Source organism: Priestia megaterium (assembly GCF_023824195.1).
GTDB lineage: Bacteria > Bacillota > Bacilli > Bacillales > Bacillaceae_H > Priestia > Priestia megaterium_D.
The window spans coordinates 3,754,972-3,774,749 of sequence record NZ_CP085442.1; the positions used below are offsets into that span (position 1 = coordinate 3,754,972).

A 19,778-nucleotide genomic window follows, 5' to 3' on the forward strand; every position below is an offset into this window, starting at 1 on the left:
TCTTTCGTATCACGAAACTTTTTGTATATATTTACATGCACCTGCAAACTCTGTTAAAGAAGACGAAACAATATGCGGGAGGCTGGTATATGTTTTCACTGCGCGGCGATGCTCATAAAGTCTACCTTAAACTGAAAAAAGCGGCTCATCAAAACCAAAACGCAGAAGAAATTGATGAATTAGCGGAAATGGAAGAAATTCGGCAGCTTTACCTTACGCTCGACAGCGCTATTTTGCGAAAAGTGTATTACCGAATGACTAAAGAAAAAAACGGCTCCGGCGTCATTCCCATCCTTGTTTCTGCCTTGCCTTGGCTCTTTTTTTTATTTTCGCAGCGACTGCAGCAATTTTTATTTAAAGACGGGAGCTGGCTTTGGATTATTTTTGTGCTGCTGTATGTTTTTATTCTCATTCCAAGCGTGTTTCTTCATTTCCGTGAACAATCGTGGGCTTCTGTTCATATTGAAATTATTCAAGACATTTTAAAAGACCGTGAAAAAGAGCCGAAACCCCTTTAAGGTCCGGCTGTTTTTTACCTATTATGAAATAGCTTGTCTGCTTTCTACGTCTCGACCTAACTTTCTTTTGATACGCTGCAGCGCGTTGTCAATTGACTTGACGTGCGTATTTAATTCTTTCGAAATTTCAGCGTATGAATGGCCGTCCATATACAGCGTCAATGCTTTTCTTTCCAATTCACTAAGTGTTTCCGCAATTTTTAACTCGCGGTCTTCCACTTTTTCTTGATGAATCAGCACCGCTTCCGGGTTAGCAATTTGATCGCCAGGAATCATATCCATCAGCGTATAGTTTGATTCTTCATCATACAGAGGCTTGTCCAATGAAATGTACGAATTTAACGGACCGTGCTTTTGACGAGTAGCCGTTTTAATCGCCGTAATGATTTGTCTTGTGATACATAACTCCGCAAACCCTTTAAAAGATGTTAGCTTGTCTTCGTTAAAGTCGCGAATTGCTTTGTATAGTCCAATCATTCCTTCTTGGACGATATCTTCTTTTTCAGCACCAATCAAAAAGTATTTTCTTGCTTTTCCCCTTACAAGATTTTGATACTTGTTGATTAAATACTCTAATGATTTTTCGTCTCCACTATGAACCATTTCAACCAAAACATGATCTTCTAACATAGCATAATTTTGAACTTTTTCAATTACGATGCCTACGCTCACTCATATCCCCCCGTTACACTTAGTTGAGTTTTGATGTGTTCTAAACTGATGCATGATCTACTTGTTACGACGCTACTGCAATACGGTCCAGAAACGTAAAAAGCGTACAGAGTAAACTGTCGCTTTCCTCTCTCACTTTATGCTCCCCTGCATCTTTCTATAATCTATTATAAAAGAGTATAACCGATAAAAATCAAAAAGGTTGTCGAAATATGAAAGTGTTTGCAAAAAAAATCAATTTTTATAGAAAATTCACACAAATCACTTTATTATTTCATATAGTGACAGCAATCTGTAAAAAAAGCAATAAAAAAACACTTCCATATGAAATAAACTTACTCAAGCAGAGTAAGTCGAAGTTGCAGATGATACTGCGCATATAGGATTAGTTGCCTTCCGGCTTATCAGCATTTTTTGTTCCCTTGCTTTTATAAGGCTTTGCATTTTTCTTCTTTTTTGCACTCGCCTGCCAGCGGTTCCACCCTTTTTTTCCGGTGCCTCGCCCCGTGCCGCCTTTACCTTTTGCTTTACTCATACGTATTCCTCCGTTACCTGCGTGTTTGCTACAATAAAAAAAGACCCCGTCCAAAGTCGGAGTCTTTTTTGGATTGCATAAAATTATGCTTTTACAACGTTAGCAGCTTGTGCACCGCGTTGACCTTGCTCGATGTCGAAAGTCACTTTTTGACCTTCATCTAAAGATTTGAATCCGTCGCCTTGAATTGCGCTGAAATGTACGAATACATCTTCTCCGCCTTCAATTTCGATGAAACCGAAACCTTTTTCTGCATTAAACCATTTTACTGTACCTTCAGTCATACTATTTCCTCCAGTGGTGGAATTACTCCACGCATATATTACTACCCTTGCTCAATCGTACTATTTCCAGATAAAAATTTCTATTGAAGAATATTTCTCTTCTTTCAATTTCATACCGAACAAAAATAATTAACCTTAGTGTAACATATCAATTTAGAAATAGCAAGTTTCTGTTCTAAGACAGGTTTTATATTAATTATACATCTGCTAAAAGCCTACGGGGCAGCCTTGAGGCTACCAATATTTCTGGATTGTGATGCGGCATAAGGTTTTTTCATTCAGCAATATGTATCATCTCCACAAAAATAAATATTTCATATCCTGCTTTCTAAGAACTATGCCACTTATAAATGGACATGCACATTTTTTATCAATTTATTTTCTACTCTCTTTCCTCCCACGCAATAAAATAACCATTAATTACAAAATAAGATAATAATAGTATATAATGATACGTGATTTATAGCTAAGAAGGAACAACATGATTCGTGAACGATCACTTTTGATAAAAGGACTCACCTTTTTACTAGCTGTTTTTATTTTAAACATCCCTTTCCCTAACTCAACGCCGCTCAGTCATTCTGTCTTTCCTTTTTTAGGTCTTCCCATCTATGGAGATAAAGAAACAATGACGGGAATTCAACACGCTAGCAATGCGTGGGGAATTATACTTTCACTTGGTCTTTTTGCCCTTTACAAAAGTTTAAATCGTCATCGTTTAAAATTAACGATTTTAGCTGCGTTTATTGTCATATCGGGTCCTGGTCATATGGTTGAAGCGATGCAAAAGACCGTATTACCAGGTATGTATGCCGTTTCTTACGATGCGGAAAACAGCATTTGTACATTTGAGAGAAATAAAAAAGAAACCGTATTAACGGGCACCTGTGACCTTTCATTTGAAAATCACAGCTCAAAACCTGTTACGTTTGAAGTAGCACTGGATGAGCGCTCCTATTTTAAAGAAGATACCCCTTTTTTACTTATGATGAATAAGCCTAGGCTTCATACTGTTACGTTGGAACCAAAGACGTATCAAACTGTCGAAATCACTTCATCTGTCAAAGTAGCAGACTTTCCTTCTAAAATCCCTATGAGTGAAGTAAACGGTTTTCATGTAAACATTTATCAAAAAGAGAAAAAGCGTTATTTATAAGCATAGAAAAAGCCCTTATAGGGCTTTTTAAATGAGTGAATTACCAGCCAAAGCCTCCGCCGTAGCAGCTGCAGCCGATGATCACTAATAAAATAAATAATACAACTAATAAAGCAAAACCAGATCCATGACCATATCCAGCGTTTCCAGACATACGAACACTTCCTTTTCTTTAGTTACTCTTTCCTCAAGAAAAATGCCGTTTGCATTTCGCTTGAGTTGAATTATCTTATGCCTGAACACACCGTTTTGACTCTGGTTTTTTCTTTTTTCTTTTTCCTTCTTGCCATGCACCTCATTAATAAAAGAAGAAAACAGCCTAAGAAAAGCCCTGACTTCGCTTCTTCTTCTCTGTCCAAAAGAGATTAAGACATAACGAAATCAATCCCAGCTAAAGACGAACAAATGAGATAAATAATCTGGACTGCTTGTTACACCGCTGTTGATTTCCGTGCAAGACTTCGCTTTCTGCGGGGTCTCACCTATTCCGCTTTTCCCGCAGGAGTCCTCGCCTTGCCTTCCAATCACCAGCTAGAAGCAGCTACATAGATGAAACCTACGTTCACCATACCAATAAAAAAATCCGAACGAGTTACATTCATCGTTCGGATCTTCCTCTTAAACTAAAATGCTTTTCAGCCTCTCTTACAAAATCATTTATTTTACTAACTTACGTCTTTCAGAAGAACGTACTTCCGTGCGCTTACCGATACCTAGTACGTAGTAGCTCAGCACGACAATAGCTAAAAAGATAATGCCGACAATCAGCGATATGCGCGTTTCATCATTAAACCACATGCCTACAAGCACCATAAATAAAAACGCGATTGTTACGTAGTTCGTCACAGGAGCAAAAGGCATTTTAAATGGATGTTGGTCCATCGCCGCTCCTTTTGCTTTTCGAAAACGAATTTGACTGATGAGAATCACAAACCATGGAATCATACCTGGAAGCACGCTCGCACTGTACACGTACACAAAAACGTTTGGCGGTGCAATATAATTTAAGACAACGCCCGCAGCTAAGCCAATCATCACCGCAACGGTACTATAAATAGGCACACCGTTTCGAGAAACCTTTGTAAAAAAGGCCGGAGCCTGACCGTTTACACCTAGCGTGTAAAGCATACGTCCTGCACTGAAAATTCCGCTGTTGCACCCAGACATTGCCGCTGTGATGACAACAAAGTTAATAATGCCCGCCGCTGCCGTAATCCCTACTTTAGCAAATGTAGAAACAAACGGACTGCCAAGCGAATCCAGCTCGTTCCACGGATACACCGTTACAATCACAAAGATGGCGCCGATATAAAAAATTAAAATACGCCAAATTAAGCTTTGAATCGCACTTGTTAACGTTTTTTTAGGATCTTTTGCTTCTCCTGCTGTAATTCCAATAAGCTCTACTCCTTGATAGGCAGCAATAACAAGCGATAGGGCAAAGAAAAAGCCTGACCATCCGCCTGTAAAGAAACCGCCGTTTGCCCACAAATTCGACAGACCAAGCGCTTCGCCGCCGTTTCCAAGACCGAAGAAAATAAGCCCAAGACCGGCAATAATCATAAGAACAATCGTAACAATTTTAATCATTGCAAACCAAAACTCAAACTCTCCAAACGATTTCACCGAAATTAAATTGGCCCCACCGAGAATGACCATGGCGACAATTCCCGGAACCCACGCCGGTAAATGCGGGAACCAGTACTGCATATAAGCTCCGACCGCAATAATCTCTGCCATGCCGACAATCACCCATTGAAACCAGTTGCTCCAAGCCGTGATATAACCCGCTAACGGATGAATATATTTATGACCAAATGTCGCAAACGAACCCGTACTTGGCTCTAAATAGAGCATCTCACCCATTGCACGCATAATAAAGAAAATAAAAACGCCGCAAATAGCATACGCAAGCAGGACGGATGGCCCCGTCCATTTAATGGTGCTTGCTGAACCCATGAATAACCCTACCCCAATCGTTCCTCCAAGAGCAATCATTTGGATATGACGAGATTCAAGCCCTCTTTTTAACTCTTTGTTTGCCAATTTACTTCCTCCTAGCCCTCGTGATGATTTTCTCTTCTATTAAGAAATTCTTTTATTCCCTTGTCCTGATAGGGAACTATCATCTTTTTTCTTTTTCATAAAGAAGTACGAACATACCACAAATACAGCAATCAGCAGCGTGAGATAAAACTGAGTGCGAAGTGAATCAATAAATGCCATCGCAATAAAGATACTTGTGATCGCCGCAATCGTTCCATACGTTAAATAAGGAAACAGCCACATTCTGATTTTTAATGCTTCCGGCTTTTCTTTTTCGTATTTCTTTCTCATGCGAAGCTGTGAAAAAGCAATAACAAGGTACACAAGAAGCGCTACGCCTCCCGATGCGTTTACTAAAAATAAAAAGATTTTATCAGGTGAAAGATAGTTAAAACCAACGCTGATGTAAGAAATCACGGTACATCCTACAATGGCATTAAACGGAATGCCTTTTTTATTCACTTTCAAAAACATGCGCGGCGCGTCTCCTTTTTGCGCCATTGAGTACAGCATACGAGAACTCGTGTATAGACCTGAATTTAAGCAAGACAAAACAGCAGTCAGTACGATAAAGTTCATGATTTGAGCCGCTGCCGGAACGTTTACTAGCTCTAATATCGAAACAAACGGACTTTTCATCAAGCTTGAAGAATCCCACGGAAGGATAGTTACTAAGATTAAAATGGACCCAAGATAAAAAATTAAAATACGATAAATAACGGTATTTGTTGCGATGGTGATCGCTCGCTCAGGCTGAGCCGATTCTCCAGCGGCTGTTGCGACAATTTCTGTCCCCATAAAAGAAAACATTACAATCGCCACTCCTAAAAAGACGGAGCTGATTCCATTTGGAAGAAATCCTCCTCTATGAAGAAGATTCGACGCTCCCGGAGACTCTACTCCTGGTATTAAACCGAGGATGATCGCCCCTCCTAAAAGTAAAAACAGCACTAAACTAACTACTTTAATGAGCGAAAACCAATATTCAAATTCACCAAATGATTTAACAGAGTATAAGTTCGTTAAAGTTAGTAAAAACGTCAGGATCAGACTCACACCCCAAGACGGTAAAGACGGAAACCAATATTGAATAATCGTTGAACCCGCAATCGCTTCAACTGCAATAACAATTACCCAGAAAAACCAGTACAGCCAGCCGATTGTGTAGCCGGCCCACGGCCCAAGCGCTTCTCTGGCATATGTGGCGAACGAGCCGCTTGAAGGATTAGCCGTAGACATTTCCCCCAGCATTCGCATAACTAAAATCACCAGCAAACCGGCAAACGCGTACGAAAAAATGGAACCAGGACCCGCTGCGTTAATGAGTGATCCGCTTCCAATGAACAAACCGGCACCAATGATTCCCCCTAAAGAAATCATGGTTATGTGTCGAATTTTTAATTCTTTTTTTAACTCAGGCGGTTGATGACTCATGTTAAAATCCTCCTTATAGGAACCGTCATTTAAAGAATTACACGTTCTTCGCATCGCGCGTTAAATATGTAAGCCCTTACAATATCATGAACAAATAACTGGTGTTTTTCTACCCTCCCTCTATCTGTACATTCAAATGAGGCCTTCACTTGACGAAAAAGATAGCTTCATTCGACAAAAATTACTTTTCGAATTATATGATAATTTATATTGAACAACTTTGTCTATTGTTTTTTGAAAGGAAGATCATTTTAATTTACTAACGATAAACTCTTTCTCCTATCGTAATTCTTTACTTCAAAACATCTTTTCTTATATTTTACCGCCCCCCTTTCTTTTCGTTTTGTTCAAAATCACTATAAAAACCATAGATTCATTGGAACTTTAAACAAAAGTGTTTATTTTTAAATTTTTTGAACATTTTTGTTAAAAAACTATGTACAAAACTAGAATAAGGTGATTATAATACAGGTATAGGGTGTTGGAATATTAATTATGTTGCAAATTTTCTAAAAAAGGGGTAATGAAAATGAACACAATGAATATCAACGAAATCAAACAATACAAACACGAACCTTTCACGGACTTTACGGTTGCAAAAAACAAAGATGCGTTTGAATCTGCATTAGAGCTTGTACAATCAGAGCTTGGAAAGGACTATCCTCTGGTAATTGGCGGAGAATTAATTACAACAGAAGATCAAATTCAGTCCATTAACCCGGCAAATAAAACAGAAGTTATCGGCCGCGTGTCAAAAGCAGATCAAGACTTGGCTGAAAAAGCAATGCAAGCAGCACTTTCTACCTTTAATACGTGGAAAAAAGAAGCGCCGGAAGCACGAGCAGATATTCTTTTCCGCGCAGCGGACATTATTCGCCGCCGCAAGCATGAATTTTCAGCTTACCTTGTAAAAGAAGCAGGAAAACCGTGGAAAGAAGCAGATGCTGATACAGCAGAAGCAATTGACTTCCTTGAATACTACGCTCGCCAAATGGTGCAGCTAAAAGACGGCGCGCCTGTTGAGAGCCGCGATGGTGAAGAAAATAAATTTAACTACATTCCGCTTGGTGTCGGCGTTATTATTTCACCGTTTAACTTCCCGTTAGCGATCATGGCTGGAACAGCTGCAGCAGCAATCGTAGCAGGAAATACGGTTCTATTAAAACCGGCAAACAACACACCGGTTATCGCAGCAAAATTTGTAGAAGTAATGAAAGAAGCCGGCCTTCCAGACGGCGTACTGAACTACGTACCGGGAAGCGGAAGCGAAATTGGCGACTATTTAGTAGATCATCCAAAAACGCGCTTTGTTTCATTTACAGGTTCTCGTGAAGTAGGCTGCCGCATCTATGAACGCGCGGCAAAAGTACAGCCTGGTCAAATCTGGCTAAAACGCGTTATTGCTGAAATGGGCGGTAAAGACACGGTCGTTGTAGATAAAGACGCTGATTTAGATTTAGCTGCTTCTTCTATTGTGTATTCAGCATTTGGCTTCTCTGGACAAAAGTGTTCAGCAGGGTCTCGTGCGGTTGTTCACCAAGACGTATACGATATCGTTCTTGAAAAAGCAGTTGCGCTGACAAAAACATTAACAATGGGCAGCCCTGAAGATGTGAACACTTATATGGGACCTGTTATTGATCAGGCTTCTTTCAACAAAATTACAAAATACATTGAAATCGGTAAAGAAGAAGGCCGTTTAATGACGGGCGGAGAAGCAGATGATTCAAAAGGCTACTTCATTCAGCCTACGATCATTGCAGATGTAGATGAAAAAGCACGTTTAATGCAAGAAGAAATCTTCGGCCCAGTCGTAGCATTCTGCAAAGCGCGCGACTTCGATCATATGATGGAAATTGCTAATAATACAGACTACGGCTTAACAGGTGCCCTTCTTTCAAATACGCCTGAGCACATCGAGCGTGCAAAAGAAGAGTTCCACGTCGGAAACCTTTACTTCAACCGCGGTTGTACAGGTGCCATCGTTGGGTACCAGCCGTTTGGCGGATTTAATATGTCAGGTACAGATTCAAAAGCTGGCGGTCCTGATTACTTGATTCTGCACCTGCAAGCAAAAACAACAAGCACAACGCTTTAATACTCAGTAGAGCAGCCCTAGGCTGCTCTATCTTAAAACAACAAGGGATTTTTTTCTATAGGGGGAGATATTTATGTTAGCAGAGGTATCTAAAAATGTGTTTCTTCACGCTTCCCAAAATAAAGCGCTAAACAAAGCGGCGAAAAAATGGGGTCTTCGCTTTGGTGCAGCTCAAGTGGTAGCTGGCGACACGATTGAACATGCGATCAAAAAAGTACGGGAACTGAATGAAAAAGGACTCGTTTGTACGCTTGATCATTTAGGGGAATTTGTTTCAAGCAGAGAAGAAGCTATCGAAGCAACTCAATATAATGTCAGAACGCTGGAAGCTATGGGGCAAGCCGGTGTAACGTGCAACTTATCTGTAAAAATGACGCAGCTTGGTTTGGATATTGACCGCAGTTTTTGCGTTGAGAACATGCGCCGCATTCTTGAAACGGCGAAAAAATACGATAACTTTGTTCGAATTGACATGGAAGACTATGCCCACTGTCAAATGACGCTAGATATTTTACGAGAGCTTCGCGAGACGTTTGATAATGTTGGAACGGTTATTCAAGCTTACCTGTTCCGCGCTGAACAAGACGTAAAAGAGTTAAAAGGCGTTCCTCTTCGATTGGTAAAAGGCGCGTATCAAGAATCACCAACCGTGGCATTTCAAGATAAAGCACAAATTGATGAGAACTATATGCGAATTATTGAAGAGCATTTGCTTAGCGGAACATACACGGCTATTGCATCTCACGACCACAATATTATTGCAAAAGTAAAAGAGTTCGCTCACAAAAACAACATTCCGCGCACGCAGTTTGAATTTCAAATGCTGTACGGATTCCGAACAGATATGCAGCTGAGCCTTGCAAAAGAAGGCTATACAATGCGCGTGTACGTTCCATTTGGAAACGACTGGTTTGGCTACTTTATGCGCCGCTTAGCGGAAAGACCGCAAAACGTCGCATTTGCTTTAAAAGGATTCTTTTCTAAATAAGCAATCTATTCAGTAAGTATCATAATGAAAACGCTATCATTTCTTTGTACCCTTTGCAGATGCTTCTGCAAAGGGATTTTTTATACTATTTCTCTTCCCTTTCAGTATGTATTACGATAAAATATAAATACGAACAAACGTTCTTTTTATTACAAACAAAAAGGAGAGTACATATGAATCCTCTATCAAAATTAGCACTGCCTCCTAAGCTAGAACCTTACCGAAAAGAAATCGAAAAAACATGTAAGCCTTATATCCACATCAATACGGTCATGAACAGTCCAAAATTATATGAAAGCAAGTTTGGCGGCAACCCCTACCTTCCTCTAGAAGCGAATCATCCTCTTGATTCTCAGGGCAAGCCGATGCTGCTGATGGCACAAATCAATTTTTCTGAAGTTCCTTCCTATGAAAATATGCCCATTCAAGGCATGCTTCAATTTTTTATTTGCGGAGCTGATAACGAAAACACCGGCGATGTGTACGGACTTGATTTTGACCATCCTACGACTCAAAAAGACTTTCGCGTCGTTTTTTACGAAGACATAACCACAGACGAAAAAAAGCTAACAACCGATTTTACGTATCTTGAAGACATTGACCGAGATATGTTCCCTATTCCTCAAGAAGTAGGCTTACAGTTTGAAATAAGAATCGAACCCGTTTCCCCTACTGACTATCGATATAACGATATAGAATCAGATTTATTTGAAGATGAAGAAACTGAAGAAATCTACTGGGATGAGCTTACGGGCGAGTATCATAAAATGGGTGGATACGCTTTTTTCACTCAAAGCGATCCTCGAGACTACGATGAAGCGCTGCGAGCATACAACGTTCTGCTTCTTCAATTCGCCATGGACGACGAAGCGGATATTATGTTTGGTGATGCGGGGGTGGCCAATTTTTTCATTAAAGAAGAAGATCTTCGCAACCGTAACTTTAGAGATGTTTTGTACAACTGGGACTGCTGTTAAAAAAACGCCCTCTTAGAAAAGTATCTAGGAGGGCGTTTTTTCACATTATTATTATTTACTACTCAGCCTGTTTTTTCGGCTCTTGCAGCATTCAGCGTTTCTTTAAACTGCTGTAGCGCTTTTACATCTGCAAATGTACTTGTAGGAATAACATATCCGCTCATTGCACTAACAAGGATAAAGATATGTTTATCTGTTTCTCTAATTTGAGTGATGCTTGACCAAGGAGTCTTCACTTCTCCTTTTGAGCTTTTCTCTACCAAGCCACCTTCCGTAACCATCATAGTATGCTCACCCGTCAGACTGCTGTTATCTCCTTCATTTATTACCTTTACAATGTTCTTTTTAATACTTCCGTAAAAATATTTCGGATAAAATAAAAACCACAGCACCGTAAGCAGCGCAAACGCTACGAACATACCAAGTAAAAATTCTCCTTCAACCCACGAAACAAGCAAAGGAATAAGAAGAAAAATAAGCGACATCCATCGCTGAACTCTCAGCACTTTTTGTACTCTTTCCGAATGTTGAGCGTGATGCATGTTAAAAGCTACGTAATCATCTTTTGTTAACGTATAGTGATATTCCATATTAATCTCCAATTTTCCTAAATAGCAATAAAATAAAATATACCTCATTTGGTGTTATATGTATATAAAATAATAAGCTTTTCTTATGAAAAACATCATCTTTTTGTCATTTATTTACACGGATACATCACGTAAACTTAACTAGTACTCTACTATTTAAGGAGGAATGTTTATGACTTTTACACTGACGCATATTGATCATATTCAGCTAACTGCACCACCGAATTCAGAAAGCGAAGCACGACACTTTTTCGGAACCGTTCTTGGCTTAACAGAGGTCGAAAAGCCAGAAAGTCTAAAAAAGCGCGGCGGCGTGTGGTTTGAATTCGGTTCTTATCAGCTGCATATTGGTGTTGAACCTACCTTTTCACCCGCAAAAAAAGCGCATCCAGGTTTTTTTGTCAAAAATCTCCCTGCGTTCAAAGATCATCTGACTAGCTTCGGTATTTCTTTTATAGAAGACAAAAACATTCCCGGCGTCGAAAGAATTTACGTAGCTGATCCTTTTGGCAACCGAATGGAATTCTTAGAAAGAAAAAACCTTCCTTTTTCCAGCTGACATTCTGACAAAGAGACTGTGACAAACGTATTTTAGTTGAAGGAAGATCCGAACGATTATTCGTTCGGATTTTTTCATTGGTAGGGTGAACGTAGGTTTCATGTATGTAGATGCTTCTAGCGGTTGATTGGAGGACAAGGCGAAGACTCCTGCGGGAAAAGCGGAAGGGATGAGACCCCGCAGGAGCGCAAGCGACGAGGAGGCTTAGCGGCCGTCCGCGGAAAGCGAAGTCTTGCACGGAAATCAACAGCGGTGTCACAAGCGCTCCATACTAGCTCCTTTATCCCATTTGTTCGTCTTTAGATTAGATGCCTCAATCTCATTGTTTTGGCCCTTCTTTTTGCTTTTCTTTCCACAGCATGTATAGCAACAGTCCTAGCACACAAAATGCCACTCCAAACATTGTTAAAGGAAATAAAAATGTATTAATAAAATGATGATAAACCCATGAATCGTTCATCTAACCAGCTCCAATACGCACCGTTTTTTTTACAGTATGCCCTAATATAAACTTTTTTATATTGTGTTAAATATCATGGTTTCTATCATATTTCTTTTCCTTTTTAATAGAGTAAATAGTAGATACATAACATTCTCCTCTTAGAGTTCTCATCCGCTGATTTCAAAATTTTATTAGAGGAGGTTTACTCTATGAAAAACAAGTTCACCGAAAAGCCTAAAAAGCTTTTTTGGATCCTTTCTTATAAATCATTAATTATCGCTATACTATTTGTTCTCTTAACATCTGCTGCTATTTTTACCGTCACGTATTCAACTCTTCAGCATACGCTGCGCTCAAACGTTGTCTATCAAGCACTATCAAATTATAAAGCCCAAAGCTTGTTCTACTTCATGCATACGGAAAACCATCATTTCTCTCATGCCTTTGAAGAAGACTTCTCTCCGCCTCCTCTCTCTTCTGTCGCCCTGCAGCTTGCGACGAATATTCGCGTGGCGGATACAAGAAGTCTATTTGGATCAGAACTGCCCGGCTTTTCTATTTTTGATTCTCATATTCTATTAGCCGGTGAAGGAACGGATTATACCACGATTCCTCATGAATCGGCTCCTCCTCTCGAAAGCATTTCCGGGGAGCGTGATTTGGATCCTGCTGAAAGCAAAACGTACGAAGAAAGTAAAAAACAGTCTCAAACACAGGCCAAGCAAAGTACGGGAGACAAAAAAGTTGTGTACATCTACCACACGCACAGCTGGGAATCTTATTTCCCTTTACTTGGTATACAAGGTGAAGCGAACGAAAATAAAGCCGTTGATAACAAAACCAACATCACGCTCGTTGGTCAGATGCTAGGAATGGAATTAAAAGCAGATGGAATCGGCTCGGAAGTAGATACAACTAACATGACACAAAAGCTTAATGAAAAAGGCTGGGGTACAGGACGAGCCTATGCGATGTCTCGCAGCGTGGTGGAAACGGCTCTTCAGCAAAACAAAGACGTCGATTATTTAATTGATATTCATCGTGATTCGCTGCGTCAAGAAAAAACAACGGCTGCTATCAACGGCAAATCGTACGCTAAAATGATGATTGTATTAGGTGAAGCGAACCCGAAATTTGATGAAAACGTTAAAATGGCCAAAGCGATTCATGAAAAGCTAGAGTAAAAATATCCAGGCCTTAGCCGCGGAGTGTTAAGCAAAAAGAAAACAAGCGGCAATAATGGGTTATATAATCAAGATTTATCCGACCGCTCCATTTTAATTGAAGTAGGCGGCGTCGATAACAATATGGAAGAACTCACAAACACCGTCAAAGCTTTTTCAGATGTGTTCAGCGAGTACTACTGGCAAGCTGAAAAAGTAAATGCGCAGTAAATAAAAAACTAGCTACCCAAGGTAGCTAGTTTTTGTTTTTATGAGAGTCACGCTTCTCCTCTTCTTCACAAGCAAAGCACACAAGCTTGCCTTCAACAACCACACCGTTCAAAAACCCTTCTAAGCAGTACACGTTCTTTTGACATACCGTGCAGATTCCAACGTACTCTTTCACGACTTTCTCACTCCTTCCATACTATTAAAAACCATAAAAAAAAGCTCTATTAAAGAGCTTCTTTCCGTACATAGGATTTTCCTTCATTTCAACAAACGGCCCATTTCCTCAGGAGAAAGCGGCTTATCAAATATATAGCCTTGACCGATATGACAGCCTTGTTCCGTCACAAACTGCAGCTGTTCTTCGTTTTCGATTCCTTCTGCAGTTAGATCAAAGTTAAGTTTCTTTCCCATTTGAATAATTGTTTCCACCAGCACTTTTCCAACTTCGTCTAAGTCGTCAATAAATGATTTATCAATTTTTAACGTATTAATCGGCAAGTGTTTAAGATAGCTAAGGGATGAATAGCACGTTCCGAAATCATCCATCGCCACTTTTACCCCTAGACTCCGCAGGCGGTTTAACACTTTTTTCGATTCTTGACTGTTTTGAATAACGCTTTCAGTGATTTCAAGTTCCAGAAAGTGCGGCTCAAGGCCCGTTTTTTTCAAAATCTGTTCAATATCCGCTACGAATCGTGAGGACTTCAGCTGAATAGGTGACACGTTCACCCCTATTTTACTCGCTTTTGAATTCAGTTTCGTCCATGTTTTCATTTGCTTACACGCTTCTTCTAATACCCATTTGCCAACCTGCACAATTAGACCTACTTCTTCTAAAATGGGCAAAAATTCATTTGGATAGACGGTACCAAATTCTGCGCTATTCCAGCGGATAAGCGCTTCTGCCCCTATGACATCAGACGTCTTTAAATCGATTAGCGGCTGATAAACGAGCTGAAACTCGTTTCTTTCTAGCGCATACTTTAACTCATTCTCCATGCTGATTGTTTTAATTATTCGTTCATTTGATGAAGACGAACTCATTTCATATGTGTTTCGTCCATTTCGTTTTGCCACATACATGGCAATATCTGCTTGCTTGACCAGTCGATCAATTAGTTCGTCTGCATCTTTTGGAACAATATGCTGCTGACATTCCTTTGAAAATAGGCTGATGCCAACGCTTGTAGAGGTTAGCACTTTATCTCCGTCTATATAAAAAGGAAGCGACATTTCTTTTACAATCTGCTCAGTCATTTCTTCAATTTCCTCAACATTTTTTAGTGAATGCAGCACTAAAATGAACTCATCGCCCCCGTGCCGCGAGATAAAATCAGAGGAAGGAATACATTTTTTTAATCTTTCTGCTACGCGCCTCAGCAGCACATCGCCGTGATGATGGCCAAGCGTATCATTTATTGATTTAAAGCGGTCTAAATCCAAAAATAAAATGGCTAGCAGTTCAGGAGATTCTCGATCTAAAAGCAGTTTTTTCAGCTGCTTGTTTAACCAGTAGCGATTAGGCAAATTGGTTAAAGGATCATAATAAGCCATTTGCTTAATTTTTTCTTCATATGCTTTTCGTTTTGTAATATCATTGCGAATCGATACGTATTGATACGGCTTGCCTCGTTCATCTAAAAAAGGAACAATGGTTGTATCCACCCAGTAATACGAACCGTCTTTTGCTTTATTTTTTATTTCTCCGTGCCATACCTTACCGGATCTGATCGTGCTCCATAACTCCTTAAAAAACAAGCTTGAATGATGTTTCGAATTAATAATACGATGATCCTGACCGTGAAGCTCATGTCTTTCGTACTTAGAAATTTCACAGAATTTATCGTTCACGTGATTGATGAATCCGCGACTATCCGTAATCGCTACAATCGATGATTCATTTAACGCAAGTTCAATATCATTTAGTTTTTTCAGCGCTTCTTTAAATTTATATTCAAAATGCCTGTTTTCCATAGCCTATACACCTTTATCAAAATATTAACGATAAAACAAAACCCATGACGAAATGATAGAGAGGAATCGTGAATAATGAATACAATTTAATCAGCAACGGATTAATCTGTCCGATTACCTTACATTATTAAAATAGTAAGCGTAGGATCGCTTCTTTTCCTCTTTTCACCTTCACAAACTTATTACAAGAAGTTCGTAAAAAAATTGATAGATTGTTTCGTTTATCCATGTCTTTTATCACAACTTTTCTATGGTACCATTAAAATGATTTTTATAGAAATGAAAGTGTACTTTCTTCACGTAATTGCCATACCTTTTGTATCGTAAATAGAAAAAGTGGTTGAAACATAATTAAATGAATCCAATCTAAAGACGAACAAATGGGATACATGAGCTAGACTGCTTGTGACACCGCAGTTGATTTCTGTGCAAGACTTCGCTTTTTGCGGGGTCTCACCTCTTCGGCTTTCCCCGCAGGAGTCTTCGCCTTACCCTCCAAACAACAGCTAGAAGGAACTAAACAGATGAAACCTACGTTCACCATAACAAAAAAAAAACGAACCACTAATCAAAAATTTTGATCCATGGTTCGTTTTTCACTTCGGCTAAAATACTTTTCTCCAAGAGGCTTTTTCCACTTTCTTCTTATTAGCCCGTATGCGTCAGCCACGGAAGAATGAGATTTTGAAAGATTTTGTTGTATACAACAATCCGGTTAAGATAATACGGATCGTTGTCTTTTGTAATAACGTGAGGGGCTAAAATAGCTGCTTGGTGAAAACCAGCATCTTTCACAATCTTAGCTACATCATCATTTGTATTGCCGTATGGATACGCAAAGTAAACCAGGGCTATTCCTAAATGGTTCTTAATCGTTTCTTTGCTTTTTCGTAAATCACGAGCAAACGCGCTGTATTTAGCAGGCGTCAGAAATAAAGGCTTGTCTTCTTCTAAACGGTGCATGTCATATGTATGAGAACCGATTGTCGCAAGGCCACTGTCTTTCATTTCTTTTAGCTGACTCCACGAAGCCATGTTTAAATTTTGAAAATCAGTTGCCCCCACTTGTCCTGCGATTACATATAGGGTAAACGGAATGTTTTCCTTTTTTAAAATTGGAAACGCGTTTTGATAAACAGTACGGTCAATATCATCAAATGAAATCCATACGCAGCGTTTTGGAAACGTGCCTTTTTGCTGATACGTTTCAATATCTTTTGGCGTAACAAACGTAGCGTCAAGTTCCTTCAGCTTTTTTAACTGATGTTCAAAATCATTGCTGTAGACGCTGTACTCTGTCAGTTCGTCAGACTTTGTAACTGAGCTGACAATTCGATTAAACCAATTATGCTTGCGCACGCGATGATAATTTAAGCCTAAGCATCCGTTCGTCTCAAGCGCTGGCTCCACGGTCGTTGTTGCTTTCGCCTTGTCTTCCCAGTTCACTACTTTAAAGAAAATAAAGCCAACTACCGCTGCCGCAATCAAAAGAAAGAATACATATTTCTTCATGCGTGCTTCCTCTCCTCAGTATGTTTTAACGGATTAACATCACACTCGATGTACTGTGCACGCTGAAGCTCTTGAATTTGATCCTTGGATAAAAGCTCAAGACGCTCTAAATCTTTGATACTCGTATACGCCGGCTCTTTTTTTATTCCTATATTATACAACCCTTATATGTAAGTAAGAAGCACCAATAAAGGATGGGCAAGTTACCTACTTAAAGAAGTGACATATAGTATCTTTGTAGATTAAAAGCGTGATGGTTGCAGGTAGTATACTAAAGAAACCCTTTCCCTAAGGAGGAATAACAGATATGGACGAACAAATTCAAAAACTGCTCAATAACTTAATTCAACTTGAACACGTCTCTTCGACTTTATACCTAGCTATGTCTAACTATATGAATCGATTAAACTATAAAGGAATGGGCAGCTGGCTGCGTTTGCAGTCTGAAGAAGAACGCACTCATATGCTAAAACTCATTGACTACTTAGTTGACCGCGGCGGAACGGTGGAATTAAGCTCTTTGCCTGCTCAGCCAAGTGAGTTTGGGACACCGTTAGAAACGTTTCAAAAAGTATTGGAGCATGAGAAGTTCGTCACGAATTCTTATCGTCAAGCGTTTCAATTTATCAGCCAAGCGAATGACCCTCAAACTTTAGTCATCGTGCAGGACTTTTTACGAGAACAAGTCGACGAAGAAGCTCAAGCTCAAACGATTGTAGACCGTCTAAAAATCGCCCAAAATAACCCTGCAGCTATTTTTATACTTGATCAAGAACTAGGACAGCGAAAAGCTGCACCAGCGGGTGGAGCAGCTGCGCAAGGTTAAAAGCGCAGAAGAGTGTAGAACAATGTGCAGAACCAATAACACGACGCCCGTTTCCTTGTTTCGAGTTGGTATTCATCACGGCTATTATGGCTATCCGCCCAATGTGTATAACGCCATTCAAAGACTTATGAATCAATATATGCATCAGCTTCACTATGATCGTCCTCAATACGTTCACGTCTACTACGTGCACCCTTCTCTTATTCATTACTACCTTCACTAAGTTAAGGAGAGTAGGAATTTTGCTTCTTGAAGAAATTCACCGTTTCTCCACCCTAATTCAGGAATTCCAATCAAAAATATGGATATTTATGCTAATATAGATTTTGTTAATCAAATAAAGAAACAATTATTAGCGGGGTGTCATATGGATAATCAATACGTTGTAGGATGGGGAACGGTGGCTTTAATTAATGCCGGATTAGCGCAAGGTAAAAATCGAACGGGTCTGAACTGGTTCTTATTATCTCTTGCTTTAGGACCGCTTGCTACCTTCATCTTACTGCTGGTTGAAAAAGGATGAAGATTGGTTCAAAGCTCATTGCTTTGAGCTTTTTTCTTTATTCTTCAACTATAACTGCTCTCCAAAACAAGTAAAAAAAGCACCGCTTGAAATTTTTTTCTAGACTTAATATGCATAAATCTATTCATCATTCAGCGTAAATCCGGCTGCATTTTGTTAATAAAAAACCTACTCTGTAGAAAAGGGAGGAAGCTCCTTTTTAAACCTTTGTTTCCGACAATAAAATCAAAAGAAAGAAAAACGCTTTTATTCTATGCTTTTCTAACTAACAGATTAACTGTTTTCTTCAGATGTTTACCATTTACACGGGACAGCTGTGCATCTACTGAATGAGGTCAAACTTCCTGTATTTCTCAATCTGTAGGATGAATAAATACTCATTTTCTTCATTTGACAAAGAAATAAATGCTGTGTAATTTAAGTAACATACCCCATCTAAAATGTTTTTAGAAAGGATTAAGTAGCAAGATGCGTACAAAAAAAGAAGAGTGTATAATTGACGAAATGGGAAGAGTATCCCTTCCTTCTTTGTTTATGCAACTAACGAAACTCAAGACGAACGACAAAGTTTTTTTACGAAGCTGTGATGATTGGATTATTATCGATCATCATGATGAAAATGTCCCCGTTCCTTCTCATATCTTCATTCGAACAATTGACCATATGGGTAGAATAGTCATTCCGAGATCCCTGCGAGATGACTATGAACTTAAGCCCTTTGATTATGTAGAACTATACGTGGTAGAACAGCAAATTGTTATGAAAAAAAGAGACGAAAAATCGATAGCGCTTTCACAAAAACCTGCGGCGTCTCCTCCTTATTATGCAACATTAACTGGACGGCAGATTCAGCTCACTTCTGAACTTTTAATGTCAGTCGAATTGGATGCAAACATGGAGGTTCAATTTTTTATTAATCAAGAAAATAACATTGTGATTCAAAAATATGAAATGAGTTTTGGCAAGAAAACGACTTTAACATTTACGGCTCAATCTCGAAAAATTGATGACCGTTTTCGACTTACTATTCCTAAAAAGCTGCGAGATGATTTCTCCATCCACTCAGGTACGATGTTAAAAATAAAAACAGGTAATAAGCAGCTAATTTTAGAAAAAGTGGAGAATGAAAAAGAGATTAGCAGCGTATTATCTCAGCAAATAGACGCAGCAATTGTTGAAAAATTATCGAAATAAGAACGACGCAAAAAACAAATGGTTCCCTACGACTTCAAAGCAAAAGCTAAGAGTTA

The 19,778-nt window shown here is 39.3% G+C and carries 23 protein-coding genes and 1 pseudogene; 12 read left to right on the plus strand and 12 right to left on the minus strand.

Features of this window, described 5'->3' with window-relative positions; translation table 11 throughout:
* Positions 1 to 89 precede the first annotated feature (89 nt).
* Complete coding sequence (locus LIS78_RS19480) at positions 90 to 518, plus strand: hypothetical protein (RefSeq protein WP_229754544.1); 429 nt, start codon at positions 90 to 92, stop codon at positions 516 to 518.
* A 21-nt stretch (positions 519 to 539) separates the two neighbouring features.
* Here LIS78_RS19480 and sigH read toward each other — a convergent pair whose 3' ends face one another.
* The 3 genes from sigH to LIS78_RS19495 form a co-directional block, all read right to left on the minus strand.
* Entirely contained in the window at positions 540 to 1,190 is a 651-nt protein-coding gene (gene sigH, locus LIS78_RS19485; RefSeq protein WP_013058500.1) for an RNA polymerase sporulation sigma factor SigH, read from the minus strand.
* A 385-nt stretch (positions 1,191 to 1,575) separates the two neighbouring features.
* Positions 1,576 to 1,731 (minus strand): DUF3934 family protein, encoded by a 156-nt coding sequence (locus LIS78_RS19490; protein ID WP_162837669.1) that lies wholly within the window; start codon positions 1,729 to 1,731, stop codon positions 1,576 to 1,578.
* A 77-nt stretch (positions 1,732 to 1,808) separates the two neighbouring features.
* Complete coding sequence (locus LIS78_RS19495) at positions 1,809 to 2,009, minus strand: cold-shock protein (RefSeq protein WP_013058502.1); 201 nt, start codon at positions 2,007 to 2,009, stop codon at positions 1,809 to 1,811.
* 481 nt (positions 2,010 to 2,490) lie between these two features.
* Here LIS78_RS19495 and LIS78_RS19500 point away from each other — a divergent pair, with 481 nt between their 5' ends.
* Entirely contained in the window at positions 2,491 to 3,165 is a 675-nt protein-coding gene (locus LIS78_RS19500) for a hypothetical protein (RefSeq protein WP_252284232.1), read from the plus strand.
* 40 nt (positions 3,166 to 3,205) lie between these two features.
* On the opposite strand, the gene LIS78_RS19505 is transcribed toward LIS78_RS19500, so the two are convergent.
* The 4 genes from LIS78_RS19505 to LIS78_RS19520 form a co-directional block, all read right to left on the minus strand.
* Complete coding sequence (locus LIS78_RS19505) at positions 3,206 to 3,319, minus strand: YjcZ family sporulation protein (protein ID WP_013058504.1); 114 nt, start codon at positions 3,317 to 3,319, stop codon at positions 3,206 to 3,208.
* Between the two features lie 227 nt (positions 3,320 to 3,546).
* Positions 3,547 to 3,693: a hypothetical protein gene (locus LIS78_RS19510; RefSeq protein ID WP_252284233.1), complete on the minus strand. Its 147-nt coding sequence runs from the start codon at positions 3,691 to 3,693 to the stop codon at positions 3,547 to 3,549.
* 129 nt (positions 3,694 to 3,822) lie between these two features.
* Entirely contained in the window at positions 3,823 to 5,211 is a 1,389-nt protein-coding gene (locus LIS78_RS19515; protein WP_042991972.1) for an amino acid permease, read from the minus strand.
* Positions 5,212 to 5,250: 39 nt separating this feature from the next.
* Complete coding sequence (locus tag LIS78_RS19520; protein WP_013058507.1) at positions 5,251 to 6,645, minus strand: amino acid permease; 1,395 nt, start codon at positions 6,643 to 6,645, stop codon at positions 5,251 to 5,253.
* A gap of 529 nt (positions 6,646 to 7,174) precedes the next feature.
* On the opposite strand from LIS78_RS19520, the gene pruA reads away from it, so the two are divergent.
* The 3 genes from pruA (at position 7,175) to LIS78_RS19535 (ending at position 10,708) form a co-directional block, all read left to right on the plus strand.
* Positions 7,175 to 8,743, plus strand: coding sequence for an L-glutamate gamma-semialdehyde dehydrogenase (gene pruA, locus LIS78_RS19525; protein WP_209150494.1), 1,569 nt, complete (start codon positions 7,175 to 7,177; stop codon positions 8,741 to 8,743).
* Positions 8,744 to 8,816: 73 nt separating this feature from the next.
* Positions 8,817 to 9,731, plus strand: a complete 915-nt coding sequence (locus LIS78_RS19530) for a proline dehydrogenase family protein (RefSeq protein WP_209150495.1) — start codon at positions 8,817 to 8,819, stop codon at positions 9,729 to 9,731.
* A 173-nt stretch (positions 9,732 to 9,904) separates the two neighbouring features.
* Positions 9,905 to 10,708 carry a YwqG family protein gene (locus tag LIS78_RS19535; protein ID WP_195782212.1) on the plus strand — a complete coding sequence of 268 codons (804 nt, stop codon included), beginning with the start codon at positions 9,905 to 9,907 and terminating at the stop codon, positions 10,706 to 10,708.
* A gap of 62 nt (positions 10,709 to 10,770) precedes the next feature.
* Here LIS78_RS19535 and LIS78_RS19540 read toward each other — a convergent pair whose 3' ends face one another.
* Entirely contained in the window at positions 10,771 to 11,298 is a 528-nt protein-coding gene (locus tag LIS78_RS19540; RefSeq protein ID WP_252284234.1) for a YcxB family protein, read from the minus strand.
* Positions 11,299 to 11,470: 172 nt separating this feature from the next.
* Between LIS78_RS19540 and LIS78_RS19545 the strand changes: the two genes are divergently transcribed.
* Entirely contained in the window at positions 11,471 to 11,857 is a 387-nt protein-coding gene (locus LIS78_RS19545; RefSeq protein WP_195782210.1) for a VOC family protein, read from the plus strand.
* Between the two features lie 123 nt (positions 11,858 to 11,980).
* Complete coding sequence (locus LIS78_RS19550) at positions 11,981 to 12,160, plus strand: hypothetical protein (protein ID WP_195782209.1); 180 nt, start codon at positions 11,981 to 11,983, stop codon at positions 12,158 to 12,160.
* A 16-nt stretch (positions 12,161 to 12,176) separates the two neighbouring features.
* Here the strand turns inward: LIS78_RS19550 and LIS78_RS19555 are convergent, their stop codons facing one another.
* Positions 12,177 to 12,317, minus strand: coding sequence for a hypothetical protein (locus LIS78_RS19555; protein ID WP_209150498.1), 141 nt, complete (start codon positions 12,315 to 12,317; stop codon positions 12,177 to 12,179).
* A 392-nt stretch (positions 12,318 to 12,709) separates the two neighbouring features.
* Between LIS78_RS19555 and spoIIP the strand changes: the two are divergent.
* A pseudogene (spoIIP, locus tag LIS78_RS19560) lies at positions 12,710 to 13,693 on the plus strand (stage II sporulation protein P).
* A gap of 25 nt (positions 13,694 to 13,718) precedes the next feature.
* Here the strand turns inward: spoIIP and LIS78_RS19565 are convergent.
* From LIS78_RS19565 to LIS78_RS19575, 3 genes are all read right to left on the minus strand, one after another.
* Positions 13,719 to 13,868 carry a hypothetical protein gene (locus tag LIS78_RS19565; RefSeq protein ID WP_013084503.1) on the minus strand — a complete coding sequence of 50 codons (150 nt, stop codon included), beginning with the start codon at positions 13,866 to 13,868 and terminating at the stop codon, positions 13,719 to 13,721.
* An 83-nt stretch (positions 13,869 to 13,951) separates the two neighbouring features.
* Complete coding sequence (locus LIS78_RS19570; RefSeq protein ID WP_252284235.1) at positions 13,952 to 15,667, minus strand: putative bifunctional diguanylate cyclase/phosphodiesterase; 1,716 nt, start codon at positions 15,665 to 15,667, stop codon at positions 13,952 to 13,954.
* A gap of 648 nt (positions 15,668 to 16,315) precedes the next feature.
* Complete coding sequence (locus LIS78_RS19575; RefSeq protein ID WP_252284236.1) at positions 16,316 to 17,179, minus strand: polysaccharide deacetylase family protein; 864 nt, start codon at positions 17,177 to 17,179, stop codon at positions 16,316 to 16,318.
* A gap of 307 nt (positions 17,180 to 17,486) precedes the next feature.
* Between LIS78_RS19575 and LIS78_RS19580 the strand changes: the two genes are divergently transcribed.
* From LIS78_RS19580 to LIS78_RS19595, 4 genes are all read left to right on the plus strand, one after another.
* The gene (locus LIS78_RS19580) at positions 17,487 to 18,005 is read left to right on the plus strand and encodes a ferritin (protein ID WP_252284237.1); all 519 of its coding nucleotides are present in this window, start codon (positions 17,487 to 17,489) and stop codon (positions 18,003 to 18,005) included.
* Positions 18,006 to 18,027: 22 nt separating this feature from the next.
* Positions 18,028 to 18,228, plus strand: a complete 201-nt coding sequence (locus LIS78_RS19585; RefSeq protein WP_195782203.1) for a hypothetical protein — start codon at positions 18,028 to 18,030, stop codon at positions 18,226 to 18,228.
* Between the two features lie 144 nt (positions 18,229 to 18,372).
* Positions 18,373 to 18,528 (plus strand): hypothetical protein, encoded by a 156-nt coding sequence (locus LIS78_RS19590; protein ID WP_209150501.1) that lies wholly within the window; start codon positions 18,373 to 18,375, stop codon positions 18,526 to 18,528.
* Positions 18,529 to 18,996: 468 nt separating this feature from the next.
* On the plus strand, positions 18,997 to 19,722 hold the full coding sequence (locus LIS78_RS19595) for an AbrB/MazE/SpoVT family DNA-binding domain-containing protein (RefSeq protein WP_209150502.1): 726 nt from the start codon (positions 18,997 to 18,999) through the stop codon (positions 19,720 to 19,722).
* Positions 19,723 to 19,778: the final 56 nt, after the last annotated feature.